General features: G+C 68.0%; 16 protein-coding genes and 1 tRNA gene. 9 read left to right on the forward strand and 8 right to left on the reverse strand.

The window, feature by feature from the left end:
• The first annotated feature begins 146 nt into the window (after positions 1–146).
• The gene (locus NRB56_RS26950) at positions 147–1736 is read left to right on the forward strand and encodes an ABC-F family ATP-binding cassette domain-containing protein (protein ID WP_153347001.1); all 1590 of its coding nucleotides are present in this window, start codon (positions 147–149) and stop codon (positions 1734–1736) included.
• A gap of 61 nt (positions 1737–1797) precedes the next feature.
• Here NRB56_RS26950 and NRB56_RS26955 read toward each other — a convergent pair whose 3' ends face one another.
• The 3 genes from NRB56_RS26955 to NRB56_RS39310 all read right to left on the reverse strand — a co-directional run bounded on the left by NRB56_RS26955 (position 1798) and on the right by NRB56_RS39310 (position 5637).
• Positions 1798–2847 carry an alpha/beta fold hydrolase gene (locus tag NRB56_RS26955; RefSeq protein ID WP_153347004.1) on the reverse strand — a complete coding sequence of 350 codons (1050 nt, stop codon included), beginning with the start codon at positions 2845–2847 and terminating at the stop codon, positions 1798–1800.
• Positions 2848–2923: 76 nt separating this feature from the next.
• Positions 2924–4195, reverse strand: a complete 1272-nt coding sequence (locus tag NRB56_RS40250) for a LuxR C-terminal-related transcriptional regulator (RefSeq protein WP_319943648.1) — start codon at positions 4193–4195, stop codon at positions 2924–2926.
• 71 nt (positions 4196–4266) lie between these two features.
• Positions 4267–5637 carry an AAA family ATPase gene (locus NRB56_RS39310; protein WP_227838386.1) on the reverse strand — a complete coding sequence of 457 codons (1371 nt, stop codon included), beginning with the start codon at positions 5635–5637 and terminating at the stop codon, positions 4267–4269.
• A gap of 129 nt (positions 5638–5766) precedes the next feature.
• Here NRB56_RS39310 and NRB56_RS26965 point away from each other — a divergent pair, with 129 nt between their 5' ends.
• From NRB56_RS26965 to NRB56_RS26975, 3 genes are all read left to right on the forward strand, one after another.
• Positions 5767–6195: a hypothetical protein gene (locus NRB56_RS26965; RefSeq protein ID WP_153347006.1), complete on the forward strand. Its 429-nt coding sequence runs from the start codon at positions 5767–5769 to the stop codon at positions 6193–6195.
• A gap of 344 nt (positions 6196–6539) precedes the next feature.
• Positions 6540–6728 carry an alpha/beta fold hydrolase gene (locus tag NRB56_RS39315; protein ID WP_319943582.1) on the forward strand — a complete coding sequence of 63 codons (189 nt, stop codon included), beginning with the start codon at positions 6540–6542 and terminating at the stop codon, positions 6726–6728.
• 188 nt (positions 6729–6916) lie between these two features.
• On the forward strand, positions 6917–7834 hold the full coding sequence (locus NRB56_RS26975; protein WP_227838388.1) for a DUF1206 domain-containing protein: 918 nt from the start codon (positions 6917–6919) through the stop codon (positions 7832–7834).
• 68 nt (positions 7835–7902) lie between these two features.
• Here NRB56_RS26975 and NRB56_RS26980 read toward each other — a convergent pair whose 3' ends face one another.
• The gene (locus NRB56_RS26980; RefSeq protein WP_153347008.1) at positions 7903–8271 is read right to left on the reverse strand and encodes a hypothetical protein; all 369 of its coding nucleotides are present in this window, start codon (positions 8269–8271) and stop codon (positions 7903–7905) included.
• A gap of 624 nt (positions 8272–8895) precedes the next feature.
• Here NRB56_RS26980 and NRB56_RS26985 point away from each other — a divergent pair.
• On the forward strand, positions 8896–9303 hold the full coding sequence (locus tag NRB56_RS26985; protein WP_153347010.1) for a hypothetical protein: 408 nt from the start codon (positions 8896–8898) through the stop codon (positions 9301–9303).
• Between the two features lie 4 nt (positions 9304–9307).
• Entirely contained in the window at positions 9308–10357 is a 1050-nt protein-coding gene (locus tag NRB56_RS26990) for a hypothetical protein (protein ID WP_153347011.1), read from the forward strand.
• 72 nt (positions 10358–10429) lie between these two features.
• On the opposite strand, the gene NRB56_RS26995 is transcribed toward NRB56_RS26990, so the two are convergent.
• From NRB56_RS26995 to NRB56_RS27005, 3 genes are all read right to left on the reverse strand, one after another.
• Entirely contained in the window at positions 10430–11731 is a 1302-nt protein-coding gene (locus tag NRB56_RS26995) for a DUF4153 domain-containing protein (protein WP_319943583.1), read from the reverse strand.
• 687 nt (positions 11732–12418) lie between these two features.
• Entirely contained in the window at positions 12419–13414 is a 996-nt protein-coding gene (locus NRB56_RS27000) for a HAMP domain-containing sensor histidine kinase (RefSeq protein WP_153347340.1), read from the reverse strand.
• A 32-nt stretch (positions 13415–13446) separates the two neighbouring features.
• On the reverse strand, positions 13447–14136 hold the full coding sequence (locus tag NRB56_RS27005) for a response regulator transcription factor (RefSeq protein WP_153347014.1): 690 nt from the start codon (positions 14134–14136) through the stop codon (positions 13447–13449).
• A gap of 418 nt (positions 14137–14554) precedes the next feature.
• Between NRB56_RS27005 and NRB56_RS27010 the strand changes: the two genes are divergently transcribed.
• The 3 genes from NRB56_RS27010 to NRB56_RS27020 all read left to right on the forward strand — a co-directional run bounded on the left by NRB56_RS27010 (position 14555) and on the right by NRB56_RS27020 (position 16648).
• Positions 14555–15121 (forward strand): DUF6879 family protein, encoded by a 567-nt coding sequence (locus tag NRB56_RS27010; RefSeq protein WP_319943584.1) that lies wholly within the window; start codon positions 14555–14557, stop codon positions 15119–15121.
• A gap of 565 nt (positions 15122–15686) precedes the next feature.
• Positions 15687–16016: a hypothetical protein gene (locus NRB56_RS27015; protein ID WP_153347017.1), complete on the forward strand. Its 330-nt coding sequence runs from the start codon at positions 15687–15689 to the stop codon at positions 16014–16016.
• On the forward strand, positions 16016–16648 hold the full coding sequence (locus NRB56_RS27020; protein WP_153347019.1) for a nucleotidyl transferase AbiEii/AbiGii toxin family protein: 633 nt from the start codon (positions 16016–16018) through the stop codon (positions 16646–16648). Before NRB56_RS27015 ends, NRB56_RS27020 begins: the two co-directional genes overlap by 1 nt.
• A gap of 416 nt (positions 16649–17064) precedes the next feature.
• Here the strand turns inward: NRB56_RS27020 and NRB56_RS27025 are convergent.
• Positions 17065–17140: transfer RNA gene (locus tag NRB56_RS27025), tRNA-Ala, on the reverse strand.
• Between the last annotated feature and the right edge of the window lie 22 nt (positions 17141–17162).

Here is a 17162-nt window from a genome sequence, read left to right on the forward strand (position 1 = left end):
CTGCTCGGTGTCCTCGACGGGCCGAGTCGTCTCGCCTTCTTCCGTTCCGCATCGTCCGAAATCATGCGCGCTCGCGGTCGTCGTGACCCGGCGCGATACGTGCGGCCGCTCGTTCGCGAGCAGGAAAGAGTCGACGAATCATGTCCATGTCCATACCCTCTGCGATCGTTCTGCGGAATCTGTCATTCGACTGGCCCGACGGAACGGTGGCGCTGTCCGGGCTCAGCGGGACGCTGTCCGCCGGGCGTACCGGTCTGATCGGGCGCAACGGGGCCGGGAAATCGACGTTGCTGCGGTTGATCGCGGGGATTCTCACGCCCGGGTCGGGGCGGATCGAGACCAGCGGTGAGGTGGGGTATCTGCCGCAGACGCTGACCCTCGGCCGCGAGGCCACCATCGCCGACCTGCTCGGTATCGCGGGCAAACGGGCCGCCCTGCGTGCGATCGAATCCGGGGAGACCGGCGCCGGGCATTTCGAGACGATCGGCGACGACTGGGACATCGAATCCCGGGCGGAGGAGGCTTTGCACGAGATCGGTTTCGGCGCAGCGGATCTGGATCGGCGGGTGGGGGAGATCTCCGGCGGGGAGGCCGTACTGGTCGCGATCACGGGCCTGCGGGTGCGGCGTACGCCGATCACCCTGCTCGACGAGCCGACCAACAACCTCGACCGCGAAACCCGTTCGAAACTCACCGGATTCGTGGACTCGTGGCCCGGCGCCCTGGTGGTGGTGAGCCACGATCTCGAACTACTGGAGCACATGGATGCCACGGCCGAGTTGCGCGGCGGGACGCTGGAGGTGTTCGGCGGGCCGTACAGCGCGTGGAAACAGCACGTCGAGCAGGAGCAGGCGGCGGCCGCGCAGGCGGCGCGCACCGCCGAACAGGCGTTGAAGGTGGAGAAGCGCCAGCGGGTGGAGGCCGAGACCAAGCTCGCCCGGCGGGAGCGCACCGCGCGGTCCACCCAGCGCGACGGTGGGATTCCGCGGATCCTCGCGGGGAACCGGGCCAGCCGGGCGCAGGGTTCGGCGGGGGCGATGCGGTCCACACTCGATGCGAAAGTTCGTGCGGCCCAGGATGTCGTGGACGCGACTGCCGCGCGGGTGCGGGAGGACGAGCACATTCGTCTCGATCTGCCCGATCCGGATGTGCCGCGCAGCCGTCGGCTCGCGGAATTGGGCGACGGTGCGCGGACGTTCGTCATCCAGGGGCCGGAACATGTTGCGCTGGTGGGGCCCAACGGGGCGGGTAAGTCGACGCTGCTCGAGACGCTGATGAGCGGGCGGGATCCGGGACGGGCCACTCTGTTCACCGACCGGGTGGGGTATCTGCCGCAACGGCTGGACGGTCTCGACGAGAACGCCGGTGCGCTGGCCAATGTCGCCGCGGTGGCCCCCGCCACCTCGCCGGCCGCGATCCGCAACCATCTGGCCCGGCTGCTGCTGCGCGGCAGTGCGGTGGAGCGGCCGGTCTCGACGCTGTCCGGCGGGGAACGCTTCCGGGTGTCGTTGGCGCGCTTGCTGTTCGCCGATCCGCCGGCACAGCTGCTGATCCTCGACGAGCCCACCAACAATCTCGACATCGGCAGCGTCGATCAACTCGTCGACGCGCTCGCCGACTATCGGGGCGGGATTCTCGTTGTCAGCCACGATCATCCGTTCCTGCGGCGGATCGGGATCGATACCGTGCTGGAACTCGATCGGGACGGCACGTTGCGGCAGCGTTCCGAGCTGTGATCGCGCCGGAGCCGGGCACCCCGCATGCCCGGCTCCGGAGATCGGTTGGGTGACCGCCGATTCAGAGACGATCGGCGTCGATGATCGCCTGCGCGAACGGTTTCGGAGCCTCCTGCGGCACGTTGTGCCCGATGCCGTCGAGGACACGATGCTCGTACCTGCCGGTGAACTTGGCGCGGTACGCCGCACCGTCCTTCGCCGCGCCGTCGAAATCGCTGCTCAGCGTGATGGTGGGCACGGTGATCGCCGGTGCGGCGGCGAGTTGCTGCTCGTAGGCGTCGTACTGCGGCTCGCCCGGGGCCAGGCTCAGCCGCCACCGGTAGTTGGAGATGACGATGTCGACGTGGTCCGGATTGTCGAAGGCGGCGGCGCTGCGGTCGTAGGTGGCGTCGTCGAAGTTCCAGGCCGGGGAGGCGGTGCGCCAGATGAGTTTGTTGAAGTCGTGCCGGTTGCGGGTGTATCCGAGGCGGCCGCGTTCGGTGGCGAAGTAGTACTGGTACCACCAGCCGAGTTCGGCCTGCGGCGGCAGTGGTTGTTGTTGCGCGGCCTGCTGGGTGATGAGGTATCCGCTCACCGCGACCAGCGCCTTGACCCGCTGCGGCCACAGGGCGGCGATGATGTCGACAGTGCGTGCGCCCCAGTCGTATCCGCCGAAGACCGCCTGGTCGATGTGCAGCGCGTCCAGGAAATCGACGATGTCGCGCGCGATCGCCGCCTGCTGCCCGTTGCGCACGGTCTGCGGGGACAGGAAGGTGGTCTGACCGTAGCCGCGCAGGAACGGCACCAGCACCCGGTACCCGGCGCCGGCCAGGATCGGGCCGACGTCGGCGTAGCTGTAGGCGTCGTAGGGCCAGCCGTGCAGCAGGACGACCGGCTGACCGGTGGCCGGCCCGAATTCGGCGTACGCGACCCGGAGGACACCGGCGTCGACCTGTTTGATCGGGCCCAGGGTGGTGTTGGCGCCGGATCCGGTGCGCAGGGCCGCACCGGCGACTGTCGTGGCCGGGGCGGCCGGGGTGCTCGAATCCGCCGCGCACGCGGCCAGCGAGGCCGCCAGGCCCGCGGTGCCGGCCGCGATCGCGCCACCGAATAATCGTCTGCTGATGTCCATGCCCCGACGCTATGAGCGCGCGACGCCGCACGCGTCCGTCGAATGACGTAATCGGTGTCGGTGCGTCGCGCCCGGATCAGACGGCCGTGCCGGGCCCGGCGGGCAGCACCGCCGCGAGATCGCCGCGCGAACTGATGCCCAGCTTCGGGAAGATGCGGTGCAGATGAGTGCTGACCGTCCGGTGCGACAGATACAGCCGTTGCCCGATCTCCCGGTTGGTCAGCCCCTGCGCCGCCAGCTGCGCGATGCTCAGTTCGTGCGGGGTGAGCCGTTCGCGTGCGTCCGGATCCCGGTTCGGGCTGGATTCGCCCGCGCTGCGCAGTTCCAGCCGGGCCCGCTCGCTCCACGCGACGAACCCCAGGGCGTCGAAAAGCTCGCGGGCCGTGCGCAATTGGGTGCGGGACTCCACGATCCGGCGCTGCCGCCGCAGCCATTCGCCGTACGCCAGGTGCAGGCGGCCGCGTTCGGCGGGCCAGCCGGTGAGATCCGCGCCGAGTGCGGCCGCGAACAGCTCCTCGGCCGAATCCTTCGCGAGAACCGCTCGGGCATAACGCATTCCGATGTGCAAGGCCGGCGACGGGGTGATCGCCGCCACCGGTTCCAGATCCCGCACCAGCGCCGCCAGCATCTCGGTCTGCCCGGCGCGGACCGCGGCCTCGGCGAGTTCGGTGAGGAAATACGCCCGCAGCACCGGCGAATACGACGGATCGCGCGGGTCGTGGATGCGGGCCAGATCGCTGCAGGCGTCGTCGAATCGGCCCTCCCCGAGCGCGATCAGCCCGCGGGCGAGCTGCGCGGTCGCCAGTACCGGACGCGCCCCCGCGGACAGTCCGATCCGCTCGGCGTCCGCCGCGAGCAGCGCGGCCTGCTCGTAATCCCCACGCAGCGCGGCGATCTCGGCCTGCGCGGCCACGGCCGAGCCGTACATGAACGGCTGCCCGGTCTCCCGGCAGAACGTCGCGGCCTCGGCCAGCACGGGAGTGGCGGCGGCCAGATCGCCGAGCCGGGTGAGGCTCCAGGCGTTGATCGAGAGCGCTCGGGCCAGCAGGCCCAGCCGCCCCGAGGACCGGAATCCGGGCACGGCGGCCGCGGTGAACTGCGCCGCGAGGTCGAAGGCGCCGACCTGGAAGGCCGCGCTGCCGAGGAACCGATCGACCTCGGGATCGCGGCCCGTCGTCGCGGCCAGCGCGCGCAGCCGGTCCAGGATCCGCGCCCCGCGGTCGAACGGCGCCACCAGCGCGTCGACGGCGATCTTGCGCGGATCGTCGTCGGGAAGCCGGAAGCTGTCCGAGACGTCGAGCAGCGCGTGCCTCGTCTGCTCGCCCGGATCGATCCAGAAGCACCGCATGGCCGCACCCCACAGGATCCGCAGTGCGGCATCGGGATATCCGGCGGCCGCGACGTTGGCGGTGAGCGCGGTCAACTCGCCGACACGCGAAGGACTTTCGCGCACTCCGTCCTCGAACCCGCTGAGCAGCCAGTTCGCGGTGGCGTCCTGCGCGGGGGTGAGGGGGAGTGCGTGCGCGGCGCCGACCAGCTGTTCGGCCCGGTCCCGGCGGCCGTGGTCGACGGCCAGTTCGGCGGCGCGCAGCAGGCGATCCGCGCGCCGCGCGGGGTTGTCGCTGAGGGCCGCGGCCCGTTCCAGCGCGGTGACCGTGCCACCCCGATACTTGGACCGCTCGGCCGCCGCCTCGAGCGCGGCGGCCACCGCTTCGTCGGTTCCGTCGGTTCCCGCCGCACGGTGCCACACCTGCCGATCCGGGAAGTCGGCGAGCGATCCGGCGAGCGCCCGGTGCGCGCGCCGGCGTTCACCGGCGGCGCCGCCGACGCCAGCGCCGACCGGATCAGGGGATGCCGGAAAGTCACTGTGCCGGCGTCGATGTCGATCAGCCGGGCCGTCACGGCGGGCTCGAGGATCTCGGCATCCACCTCGGATCCCAGCAGAACCTTTGCGGCAGAGAGTATCTCGATGATCGAGTCGCCGTCGTCGAGCGCCGCGACCAGCAACGCCGCTCGGGTGCGCCCGGGCAGCGCCGCGCCGCGCGCCGAGAAGGCCCGTTCGAGGCGTTCGGTCAACGGGAGCGTCGAGGTGGGGTCGGTGAGATCGGCTGCGGCCGTGGGAAGTTCGGTCAGGGCCAGCGGATTGCCGTGCGCCTCGGCCAGCACCCGCCGGCGGACCGGATCCGGCAGGTCCCGCGCGACGCTGCCCAGCAACGCGGCCGCGTCGTCGTCGGACAGCGGACCGAGCGGCAGGAGGGTCAGCCCGGCCGCGCGCAGCGGTGAGCTCGTCCCGGCGCGCAGCGTGGCGAGCACGGCGACGGGTTCGGAGTCGATCCGGCGGGCGACGAAGGCGAGTACCTCGGCGCTGGCCGGATCGAGCCAGTGCACGTCCTCGGCGACGACCAGCAGCGGCCGTTCGGCGGCGGTATCGGACAACAGCGTCAGGGCGGCGAGCGCCACCAGGTGCAGACTCGGCTCCCCGTCGGTCTCCGACGTCCCCAGGGCGGCCGACAGCGCGTCGAACTGCCGCGCCGGCAGCGCGTCGAACCCGCGGCGCAGCGGATACAGCAGCCGCTGCAACCCGGCGTAGGCGAGGCCGTGCTCGGTTTCCGCCCCCGCTGTCCGCAGCGCCCGCAGGCCTGCGATGGCCGCCGCGGCGACCGCCTCGTCGACGAGCGCCGACTTGCCGATCCCCGGCTCACCCTCGATCAGGATGCCGCTGCGATCGCCGGGGCCGTCCACGAGCGCGGCCAGATCCTTCAGCTCGGTGTCTCGTCCGAACATCCGCATGAGCGGCGCTCTCCTCCCGGCCTCGCGACGGTCGACGGGACCGATCGCGACCCTACCGAAGCAGGATTACGTCACGGCAGCGTCAACCGACAGATTCGGCGCACCCCCCGCACGGGCGAGAGTCATCGCATGGCTACCGTACGTTTCCACTTCACCTCCACCCTGACTCCCGCCGAGGTCGTGCAGGTCCTGACCGACTTCGGCCCGGCCCGCCCCGACGTGTGGCCCAGCATCGACGCGGAACATTTCGTCGTCCACGACCGCGGCGACAACTGGGCCGAGGTCACCGAGGGCACCGCCGCCGCCTGGGAACGCGCCCGCTACCGCTGGGATCCGGCCGGCGACACCGTGACGATCACCACCCTGGATTCCAAACTGTTCGGCGCCGGCGGCGGCTGGACTTTCCACGCCGTTCCCGAGGGCGACGGCTCCCGAGTCGAGGTCGAACTGGTCCGCACCCCGCAGGCGTTGAAGGGCAAACTCCTGGCGGCGTTGCTGCCGCTGGTCGGGCCGTCCTCGTTGCGCAAGTCGTTCGCCGTCCCGCTACAGGCCGCGTGATGTCCGCGCTCACCCCGGCGCCCACACCGTCGACTCGGACGGCATCGTCCAGCGACACCACGTGTACGGCGGCGGACCTGTCTGCCTGGCCCATCCGGGCGGCCCCGGCATCCACTGGGAATACCTGAATTGGCTGGCGTACTGGCCGCATTCGACGCCATGCGGCATATTTCCAGCGACGTGCAGACCCTCGCGGTGGCGCGCGGAATCCTCCCCTCCTATTTCGCCGACTACTGGGGTGACGAACAACTTGGGACTCCTTCCGCGACGGTTTGCGGGCGACCTTCATCTCCGGCCTGTCCCCGGACCTCATCGACGACCGCGACGACCTCCCGAATTCGACCGTGCCGACGCTGGTGATCGTGGGCCGCCACGATGTGATCCGCGGCCCGCGCTGGGCCTGGGAATTGCATGAACTGATTCCCGATTCACGCCTGATCATTCTGGAGAACAGCGGGCACACGGGCCCTCTGGAGGAACCCCGGCGCTTCGCCGACGCCCGTCCGGGCATTCGTCCTCGTATCGAAAGGTGAGCGGCAGGCGACTTTCCGCAGCTCGGTCACCGAATAGCCGTGGATGACAGCCAGATTCGCGCTCCGTTGCGCCGGCGTACCGGTGTCGAGGGGGATGACCTGTCTTTCCTCCGAATCGACGCGCCCGCCCGTTTGAGCAAGGGAGAAGCGGCTATTGACCCGATGACCGAGGGAAAGGGTGATCGGCGATGAGCATCATCGGAACGAGACGCGGATATCGGCGTCGTGGTGGCAGATACTACGGCCGCGACCGGGATTACCGGTCCTCCCGGCGCTGGGGCGGCGAGCGCTCCTGGGGCGCCCGGCGACGGGTCGGCTCCACCGGCGGCGTCGAAATGCTCGCTCGCGCAGGGCTGGTCGCCCGGGGCGTGGTGTATGTGGTGGTCGGTGTCATCGCGGTGATGATGGCGCTGGGCATCGGCCGGCACACCCCCGACCGCCGCGGCGCCCTCGAAGCCATCGCCGCCCATCCGCTGGGCTACGTGCTGCTCTGGCTGCTCGTGATCGCCTTCGCGGGCCTGGCGATCTGGCGCCTGGTGCAGGCGGCCACGCCCGGCGTGCACGTCAGCGCGGGCCAGCGGCTGTTCCGCCTCGGCGTCGGAATCGCCTACGCCATCGTCTTTTTCAGCACGCTGTGGTTCGTCCGCGACGGCCGCACACCCCCGTCCAGCGACGCCGCCCCCCGAGACGTCAGCGCGGAAGTGCTGAGCTGGAACGGCGGCTACGTGCTGCTCACCGTGGCGGGTATCATCATCGCGGCCGCCGGCGTGGTGTCGGCCCTGCGCGGTTTCCGCGCCGAGTTCGTCGACGACCTGCGCATGGGCTGGATGCCGGCGTCCACCCAGGACGCGGTCGTCGCGCTGGGCCGATTCGGTTATGTCGCACGCGGTGTGATCGTCGCCGGCATCGGCATCGCCCTGGTGGACGCCGCCGTGACCTACGACCCCGACGCCGCGAAGGGCCTCGACGGCGTACTGGCCGGATTCGCCCACACCTTCCTGGGCCCGTGGCTGCTGCTCGCCGTCGCACTCGGCCTGATCGCCTTCGGCATCCTGTCCTTCTTCGAGGCGAAGTGGCGTCGCACGTACGGCGGCGTGCCGGTGTAGTTCGTCCCCACCGAACATGTTGCGGCCGAACGGTATCGATACCGTTCGGCCGCAACATGTATGTCCGCCTACGACAGCGAGGTGAACTCGCCCACGATCCCGGCCCCGCACCCGATCACACACACCACCGTGACGATCACGGCCACCGGCCACGAGATTCGCCGGCGAGTCACCGAAACCGTCACGGCCACTGAGCCGATGACGAGCGCCACCGCCGACAGCGCCAGCCCCAGCCCGAGCCACGTCACCGCCCGATCGGGATGACAGGTCTCGGGCGGGCAGTAGTCGGCGAACGCGAACAGGAACAACCCGGCAAGGGTCACCATCGAGCAGCCCAGGAACGATACGACCAACAGGCACACCGACACCGCGACGTCCCACCCGATCACGGGCGGTGTGGTTCCGCCGGGCGGTGGCCCCGGGTACGGGTACGACATGACCCCAGATTAGCCAGAGCCGCCGACTTTGCCGTCCGGACAGCGACTGATGGTCGTCAACCGATCAGTGCAGGGCTGTGTGGCGCACTGGCGAGCCCCGAATATCCGGAAATTCCGGTTCGGGCGCCCCGATACCGGCGGGATCAGCTGCGCCGTGCAGTGTTACCCGACTCCGGACCGAAACGGGGCGGGACCGCCGGCCGACATCTACAGCATCGGATTCTTCGGGGAAGGGAAGAACAGTATGCGTACGCGGGCAGGCGCAGCAGCACTGCGGCGGGGATCGGAGCCTGCCGAAGGCCGGACCTGCCGTGCCTCCGATCGTGCTCGGCACGAACACATTGCGTTCGAGCGATATCGAGCTTTCGTCCCGGTTTCGCCCGATACAACACATCGGTATGCGGATTTTCTCGGAGCGGGACGCCTACCGCACGTGTTGATTCTTAGCCGAATCAATGACCGCACAAGTAATTTTCACTCTGAACGAATCGTTCTCAGGTTGTTCGCGAGACACCCGAATGGTTCTGTACCAAGATGAGGGCGGGCACGGGGATGATTCGCGGAGGGAAACCAGGCGTGCAGACATGGGAATTGGCGGCATTCGGAGCCGGCGGTGGGTCCTTGATGCAGCTGCTTGCGGTATACAACAAGGCGAACGAGTGGCAGCGGGCGCGGCAGACACCCGCGGGCCTCGTGCGGAAGAACCCGCCGAAGCTGGTCAAATATCTCGATCTGCCCGCCATTGTGCTGGTCGGAATTCTGCGGATAGCGCTGGGCGCCGGTGTCAGTGCGCTTTTCGCCGCCACCCAGCAGATCAGCGGCCCCTCGGTGGCCGTGACGCTCGGCTGTACGGCCCCGGCGTTTCTCGAACAACTGGGACGGGCGAGGCCGATTTCCAAGGCGGTCAGCCGTCGCCGCGGCACGACGGGTGCGGACCCGGCTCCGGCACAGCCGATCCTGCCCATCCAGGCGATCCCGGCGCCGGTCGATCCCGCGCTGATGCCGCAACCGGTGGTCGTCGATGAACACTGAATCGTTGCCTCGCAGAGTGTTCGGCATCCTGTTCGGCGCCGACCGCGCGACGAAACCGACGACGATCCCCGCAGACGCGGGATATCCACTGGGCCAGCGTGTCCTGGCACTGTTGCTCGGAGTCACGCTGCCCAACCTCGCCGACACCGACAAATGGCCCGATCCGGCACTGTCCCCGAACAACACACCCCGCCCCCCGAAACAGGACCCCTGGTTCTGGGTCGGCCGCATCGGTCTCGTCCTGGCCGCGGCGGCGATCGTGGGCGCCATGGTCGTGTTCGGCGGTGTGCGTTCCCGCTCCCCGATCGCCGAACCCACCACGGTCCCTGCCTCTTTCCCGCCCGCACCGTCGAATTGCTCCGACGCGAAGCAGGATTCGGTGACCACCGGTAACGGTCCGGGCGACGTCACCAGTGACACCGGCGCCATCCTCGGCTATCAGTACGCCTACTACACCGAACGCGACGCGGTCGCCGCCCTGACCTTCGTCACGCCGGAAGCGCGAAAATCGTTGTCGGCGAACCGGATCCAGGACGACATCGATCACGCGATCCCGCCCGGCACGGTTCACTGCGTACGGATCCAGCAGATCCGCGACAATGTCTACGTCGTCGCCACAGCCGAATATCACCCCGACGGGGCCACCCACGTGTACTCCGAACAGGTCCGGACGGTCACCGTCGACGGCCGGCACCTGATCGAGTCGGTCCAGATCACCGATCCGGAATCCTCCACGTACCCGATGCCGCCGACCCTCCCGCCGTCGCCGGATCCCGCATTGCCCTCCGAATCCCTCTCTCCGACATCATCGGTCGCGCCCGGCGGCCAACGCGCCACCACGATCGTCCCGATGCCGCCGTCGCATCCGGAACACAAATCGACAGCGGATCAGACCGCGCCACCGACGCCGGTGTTCCCCCCGGTATTCGGGTTTCCCTCGCTCCCGGCTGTCCCGCAGCCCCCGACCTTTCCGACGTTCGAATTCCCGTCGGCACCGGGGTTCGCACCGACCTCGTCTGCTCCCGAAGCGGGAAAAATCCAGCCGGAGAACTGAAAGTCCGCCGCTGTGGCCGCCATCCTCCGAGCCTGAAAGTGCGCGCCGCGTCGAGCGATTACGGGCCTGCGCTCAGCGCGCGGCCGACCGCGACCGGTTCCAACCCTGCCAGTTGTCCTCGTCACCCATATCGGCTCGGATCGCGGCGGCGATTCTGCCGCGCTGAGGTTCGGGCAGTCGTTCGACAGCCGGTAGAGCATCCGGCGACAACGTGCTCAGATAGTGGATATCGAGAGTTCGCTCGATCCCGCGGGGGCCGGCACCGGTACCGAGTTCGACGGTCGTGCCGGACAGCCAGCGATCGATATTGCGCTCGGCGACAAGACGTTCGGGATTCACCAGGGCCAGTCCCAACAGGGTCACCGCCGCCGCACTCACCGCGGCACGCGGCACCCAACTCCGGCGCAGCCGTACCAGCGCGGCCAGCACCAGCAGGTACACCAGACCGATCCACAGCTCGAAAACCTCCACCAGCAAACGCAATACGGTGAATCCGTACGCCTGCTGATAGGTCCACATGCGGTGCAGGGCCGAGGCCACGATCACCAGCGTCAACACGCTCACCGCCGCGACCCCGATCCGCAGCCACCGCCGATCCCGCGTCGATTCCTGTGCGGCCCAAGCCTGTACGGCCGCGATCACGCCGAGCGCCAGCAGGCTGACCGCCGACAACTGCCAGAACCCGCGGCGGGCGTATTCCGCGTAGGTCAGTTCCGCGGTGCGCTGCACATAATCGCTTCCGCCGAACAGCGCCGCCAATTGCGTCGCCACGAAGAGTACGAACACCGCGGTCAGGGTTCCCAGCGGCAGCCCCCATTCCAGCCGCGACCATCGCCGCCGAACCAGCAGTCCCGCAACGGAATCCGTCTCGCCGGCGGGCCGCGGCGGCCCCGCCAGTAGATACATCGCACCGGCCGTGCACAGCGCCGCCGCGCTGAATACGAAGACCCACCGCACCGGAGTATCGGCATCGAATGTCGGCGTGACGTATCGCACCAGCCTGGCGAACACGGCATCGGCGCCGGCCAGGAGCGGTACGAAGATCGCGAGAATCGCGACTGCCGCCGCCACCGACCATCCCACCCGCTGCGTCGTCGACACACGCCGCTCCCGCACGCGCCGCACCCCGCGGTACAGCCACGGCACCGACCGCAACGCCGACACCGGCACCGCGAACATGTCGAACATCAGCCCGTGGACCGATCGGCGCACCACCGCCAACGACCCGGCGACCCCGGCCCCCAGCAGACACAGCACGAACAACCACTCCGCCGCCCGGAATGCCCCGACAGCCAGCAGGCACACTGCGATCGCGATCCACCACGCCGATGCCGATCGGCGCTTCCCGCGCGTATCGATCTGCGGCGCAGTCACACTCGTTGCATCGACCGGAGAATTCCGTTCGTTGCGGCAGCTCCCGGCCACCGGCGCCGCGCCCGGCTCGGCCGGGCTGTACCCGCCGCCGGGCCTGTCGGTTACCGCATCGACGCTTGCACTGGCTGAGTCGACGTCCTTCGTCTGTGCTGTCGCGCGACGCGCCTTGCGGTCGACCAGGTAAACCACGCCTGCGATCGTCGAACCGGCCAGCAGCCAGCCGATTCCAGGGCGATTCAGTGGAACGAACAGCACCGCGGCGAGTCCGGCGACGAGTACGGCCGACATCGCCCCACGCGGCATCGGCACCCACTCCGACCGGCGTGGGACACGCTGCGGCGCTGCAGTTCTCGGGTATCGAGGACCGGACGAGTAAGGCGGGTAACCGGTACCGGGGATCGGGGCGAACGGTCCCGAGGAAGGTCGCGCGGCCGGATCCGGCCCGGTGGGATACTGAGCCGATTCCGCCACGACACTCGGCGGCTGTGGCTCAGCGGAGCCGGACCGCGGGCGAGCGGTCATACGCTGAACGGTATTGACCGGTGGTCGTTTTCGTTGTCGCCGTCCGGGTTCCGGGGTCGAATCCTCGGAAGCGGTCGGGGGTATCAGGTCGGACATGGAATCTCCATAGGTGTGCGGGACCGGCCCGGCGGTCGAGCCGAGCTGGGTCGTCCTGATCGAGTCGATTCAGCCGGTGGGGAGGCTCACGCGGATGCGGGAGCCCGGATCGGCGACGGCGATGGTGCCGCCGTGCAGTTCGACGATCCAGCGAGCGATGTCCAGGCCGAGACCGGTACCGCCGTTGTCGGTGCGACCACGGCTGAAACGCTCGAAGACGCGGGCCCGATCGGCGACCGGGATGCCGGGGCCCTCGTCCTGGACCTCGATCACAACCTGGCCGGGCCGGGTGCGGGCTTCGATGTGGACCCGGCCGTTCGCCGGGCCGTGCCGGGTCGCGTTGTCCAGCAGATTGAGCAGGACCTGATGCAGGCGGGCGCGGTCGGCGCGCACGGTGAGGTCCGGGGAGGAGATGTCGGTGGTGAAGCGGACCGGCCGGTCGACGGCGGCGGCCAGAACCTCGGCCTCGGCGACGACCTCGTGCAAGAGAGGTTGCAACGCAGTGCTTTCCAGCCGCAGGCGCACGGCGCCCGCTTCGACGCTGGACAACGCGAGCAGTTCGGTGACCAGCCGGCTGAGCCGTTCGGTCTGAACGAGCGCGATGCGTAGGGTGGCCGGATCGGGTTCGGCGACACCGTCGACCAGGTTCTCCAGCACCGCGCCCAATGCCGTGATGGGAGTGCGCAATTCGTGCGAGACGTTGGCGATGAAGTCACGACGCTGCTGCTCGGCGGCGGCAAGATCGGCGGCCATCCGATTGAACGCCTCGGCCAGTTGCCCGACCTCGTCGCGAGAGGTGGCTCGGACACGAAGGGAGTAGTCCCCCTTGGCCATCCGTCCGGCCGCGGTGGTCATCTCCCGCAACGGCCGGGTCATGCCGTGGGCCAGGAACTGTGAGGTCACCAAAGCGAGGGCGGTGGCATAGAGAGTGGTCCGTTGCGGCAGCCAGCCGATGGTCCAGGCGAAATACCCGAAGGCGATCGCGCCCGAAACCACCATCAGGATGGCCAATTTCACTTTGATCGACGGTATCCGATCCAGCGGCCGAGGTAACCGTGCCGACATCCGGGCAGCCGCCCGGCCACGCCACCCGGAACTCACGGCCCCTCCAGCGCGTAACCGACACCGTGCACCGTGCGAATGAGCTTCGCGCCCAGCTTGCGGCGCAACGCCTTCACATGTGAGTCCACCGCGCGGGTGCCCGACGCGTCCGTCCACCCCCACACCTCACTGAGCAGGCGTTCGCGGGTCGACACCGTACGCGGCCGCCGCGCCAGCTGCACCAGCAGATCGAATTCCAGTGGAGTCAGCTGAGTTTCGAGGTCTGCACGCCACACCCGACGCTGATCGACATCGATCCGCAGATCACCCACGACGATCGTCGCACCCGGATCGGCGGTGCGCTCGACCCGCCGTAGCAGCGCATGCACCCGGGCGGTGAGCACCCGCATGGAAAACGGCTTGGTCAGGTAGTCGTCCGCCCCGACCCCGAGCCCGACCAGCACGTCCGTCTCGTCGGTGCGCGCGGTGAGCATGAGCACCGGCACCGGCCGGCTCCCCTGGATCCGCCGGCACACCTCCAACCCGTCGAAACCGGGCAGCATCACATCCAGCACCACCAGATCCGGCCCGAACCGCTCCGCGGCCACCACCGCGGCGGGCCCGTCATGAGCGAGATCCACGACAAACCCCTCGGCACGCAACCGGGCGGCCACCGATTCGGCGATGGTGGGCTCGTCCTCCACCACCAGAATCCGCCGCCCGACACCCGGCAAGCTGTCCTCCATGACATCGACCCTATGGGGTGGATGTGGAGATGAACCGGCCTGATTGTGGAGATCCTGTGTGTATCCGTGGCGCTCCAGCACGCGCTACTGCCACGGCCTATGGCCTTACCTGCGGCAGGCACCGCCCGGCATCTCCATACTTGCCACTCATCTCGTACCTGGACATGCTGCGCGGTGAGCGCCGCCACCCCGGCATCGAATTCAGAGTGAGACCGCTCTGCTCTTGGCGGACCAGGATCCGGCACTGGAACTGCTGCCAGGTCTCGCTGAGCCGGATACCATCATCGCCGCCATGATTGACGGATCCCGGGCGCGGGACGAACACCCTGACCGGGCATCCGGTCACGGATGAAGACCCGTTGAAACAACGACAATGAAGCCGCCATCGAGGTGCCGAAGCGAGAGAGGACCTTCCACGGTGCTGCTACTCCACGGCGACGACGCTGACGATCCGTTCCGTGCCTGTCAGCACAGCGCCTTCCATCTCGAAGTGCGGGACTCCTACGCAACGCCGTCCGATTCCGAGCCACTGCGCCGGTTCTTGAACGGTGAACCTATGGCGGACGACTACGCCGCACGGCCCTGGATTCGGTTCATGCGCGACACGGTCGCACGTGGCGTGCACATCAGTCGGGCTCGGGTGGTGACACAGCCTCATTCGGACTACCAGCACTGGTTGCTCACGATTACCGCCGGCAATATCGCAGTGGGTGAGGACATTCGATACGTGCCACGCCATCTGGCCGGAGACGTGCCGTCGGATGATTGGTGGTTGTTCGACGACGAGCAGGTTGGATTCAACCTCGTCGACCGCAAAGGTCGGCCTGCGGGTATGGCCGTGACCATGGATCCGGAAATCGTGGGGCACTGCCGATCGGTGCGAAAACGTTTATGGGAGCTGGCGATCCCCTTTGCCAAGTATGTAGGGCGTAATCCCATCCGAGGCGGAAATCCCCATGCAGACAACGAACTTCGGGATGCATGACCACAGCACCGTGCTCGTGGAAACCATGATTCAGCAGCTGCCGGCCACGTGGGATATGCGGGCGAGCCAGGCCGGTATGGCCTTCCTGGGGCTATCGAAGCCGAAATCTGCCCCGAGCGCCTGGTACGGCATCCGGCGGGTGGGGTCGGCGTGGCCAGAACCGCAGCTGAGTGATGTCCTCAGGCGGTACTGGAGGAACACAGCACAAACCAGGGCATCGCTCTTCCGACCGCACAGCGCGCACCCCCTGCGGGTGCAAAAGGGCAACGCCTCATTGGCGGGGCAGGCCGCAATCAGGAGCGAATTCGATCCTAGACAAATCGAATTATCGCAGCTCAGAGCACCCTTCGCCATTCCCGCACACCACCACCGCAGATCAGCATGATCAATCGAGGGCTAGGGTTGAGTGTGCACCCGGATACACCGGGCTCGGCCCCCGGACCCACGCAAAGGGCTCGGCATCCCTTGAAGGGGCGCGTGGCCCGCGCCTGGATCCCGACCTTCGTCGACAATATCCAACAGCCGGTCGGTTTACCTGCGAAGGCGCCTGCGGCAGACTATGAACATGTCCGAGCACACTCCAACACCGTTCAGTTTTGCTGAGGTCAAACCCTATGAGGTCGTCGACTCCCTGGCTGAGCTACACGGCCCGGACCACGGGGGGCTCGAGCTGCCGGTCGAACTGGCTTGGGGCGGTCGCACCGAGTTCGATCTGGAAGACGAATACGACCGCACCGCGGTGTACAAAATCGTCCTCGAGGAAGGAACCAAACAACACCTGCGAGAACTGGTCAACGGACGGCTGCTGACCGCGATCTGGAACCAGATGCGGCCCGCACGGCCCGTCCGCGCCCTGTGGGAAAAACACTTCCCGCAACTGCGGGCCGCCGCCTGATGGACCCTCGCCAACACGAGCTGGCACGCATCGCACTCCATGTCGTCGGCAACCGCGGATTCGTCCTCGGCGGCGGTCATGCCGTCGCGTTGCACGGCATGGGGTCGCGGCCATCGGAGGATGTCGACCTGTTCTCCGACGTCCGCGGCACACCAGGCGAAGTGGCCGACGATGTGATCTCCGCCTTCGAGCGCGCGGAACTTACCGTCGATGTCGTCCGGCGTACCCCCGATCTGGTCCAGATGGCGGTCACCTTTCCGGACGGGCACGCCGCCAAGGTCGACCTCGGCGTTTTCTGGCGAGCCCGATCTCCGGTGATTCTGGAAGTAGGCCCGGTCCTTCACCCCGACGACGCGGTCGCCGGCAAAATGGACGCCCTGTTCAACCGATGGGCACCTCGGGACTACCTCGACATCGACGCGATCCTGGTCAGTGGACGCTACACCCGCGACCAACTGCTCACGATCGCCGCCGAACACAATCCCGGATTCGACCCGAATATGTTCGCCGAGTCTCTGTCCTACCTGCAGCGGATACCCGACCGAGACTTCACCCCCTACGGGGTCAGCACGGCCACCATCGCAGCGATGCGGCAACGCTTCGCCGACTGGGAACAGCAGCTGACCACCTGACCACCTCAGATGCAGGCGACAATGACCACCGCTCACAGAAAGGCTGGCATGTCCGAAAACGCAAACACCGCATCGTCGTAACCAGTGAGCTCAAGAACCCCTCCGATGTGCAGAGACTCAGCCGGGCGATCATCAACATCGCCAAAGAGAAACGAAGATGAGTCCGGCGACACACCCAACGGCAGCGACAGCCAAACCGGCGGGCCCCTACCTACCCGAGCGGCCAGATCTATAACGAGGCCAACACAGCACCAGTACACATCAAGAGCCGCAACAGCCACATCAAACTCTGAATTCACAACCCCTCGGGGGTTCGAACCACCACTCAGGACTGTTTTCGCAGCTCAGCTGCCAACTCGACAATATTGCTCGCAGACAAAAAGAAGCCGCAGGTCGATAACCTGCGGCGTTTTTCGTGGTGGAGCTAAGGGGAATCGAACCCCTGACCTTCTCGATGCGAACGAGACGCGCTACCAACTGCGCTATAGCCCCGTGTGGAACGTTGCCGAACCAC

This window comes from Nocardia aurantia (assembly GCF_009604425.1).
Lineage (GTDB): Bacteria > Actinomycetota > Actinomycetes > Mycobacteriales > Mycobacteriaceae > Nocardia > Nocardia aurantia.

Excerpts from the sequence above, each read along its gene's own strand:
- NRB56_RS26950 (WP_153347001.1), top strand. The coding sequence starts at position 147 with ATGTCCATACCCTCTGCGATCGTTCTGCGGAATCTGTCATTCGACTGG.
- NRB56_RS26955 (WP_153347004.1), bottom strand. The coding sequence starts at position 2,847 with ATGGACATCAGCAGACGATTATTCGGTGGCGCGATCGCGGCCGGCACC.
- NRB56_RS40250 (WP_319943648.1), bottom strand. The coding sequence starts at position 4,195 with ATGCGGTGCTTCTGGATCGATCCGGGCGAGCAGACGAGGCACGCGCTG.
- NRB56_RS39310 (WP_227838386.1), bottom strand. The coding sequence starts at position 5,637 with ATGCGGATGTTCGGACGAGACACCGAGCTGAAGGATCTGGCCGCGCTC.
- NRB56_RS26965 (WP_153347006.1), top strand. The coding sequence starts at position 5,767 with ATGGCTACCGTACGTTTCCACTTCACCTCCACCCTGACTCCCGCCGAG.
- NRB56_RS26975 (WP_227838388.1), top strand. The coding sequence starts at position 6,917 with ATGAGCATCATCGGAACGAGACGCGGATATCGGCGTCGTGGTGGCAGA.
- NRB56_RS26980 (WP_153347008.1), bottom strand. The coding sequence starts at position 8,271 with ATGTCGTACCCGTACCCGGGGCCACCGCCCGGCGGAACCACACCGCCC.
- NRB56_RS26985 (WP_153347010.1), top strand. The coding sequence starts at position 8,896 with ATGCAGCTGCTTGCGGTATACAACAAGGCGAACGAGTGGCAGCGGGCG.
- NRB56_RS27000 (WP_153347340.1), bottom strand. The coding sequence starts at position 13,414 with ATGTCGGCACGGTTACCTCGGCCGCTGGATCGGATACCGTCGATCAAA.
- NRB56_RS27005 (WP_153347014.1), bottom strand. The coding sequence starts at position 14,136 with ATGGAGGACAGCTTGCCGGGTGTCGGGCGGCGGATTCTGGTGGTGGAG.
- NRB56_RS27015 (WP_153347017.1), top strand. The coding sequence starts at position 15,687 with ATGTCCGAGCACACTCCAACACCGTTCAGTTTTGCTGAGGTCAAACCC.
- NRB56_RS27020 (WP_153347019.1), top strand. The coding sequence starts at position 16,016 with ATGGACCCTCGCCAACACGAGCTGGCACGCATCGCACTCCATGTCGTC.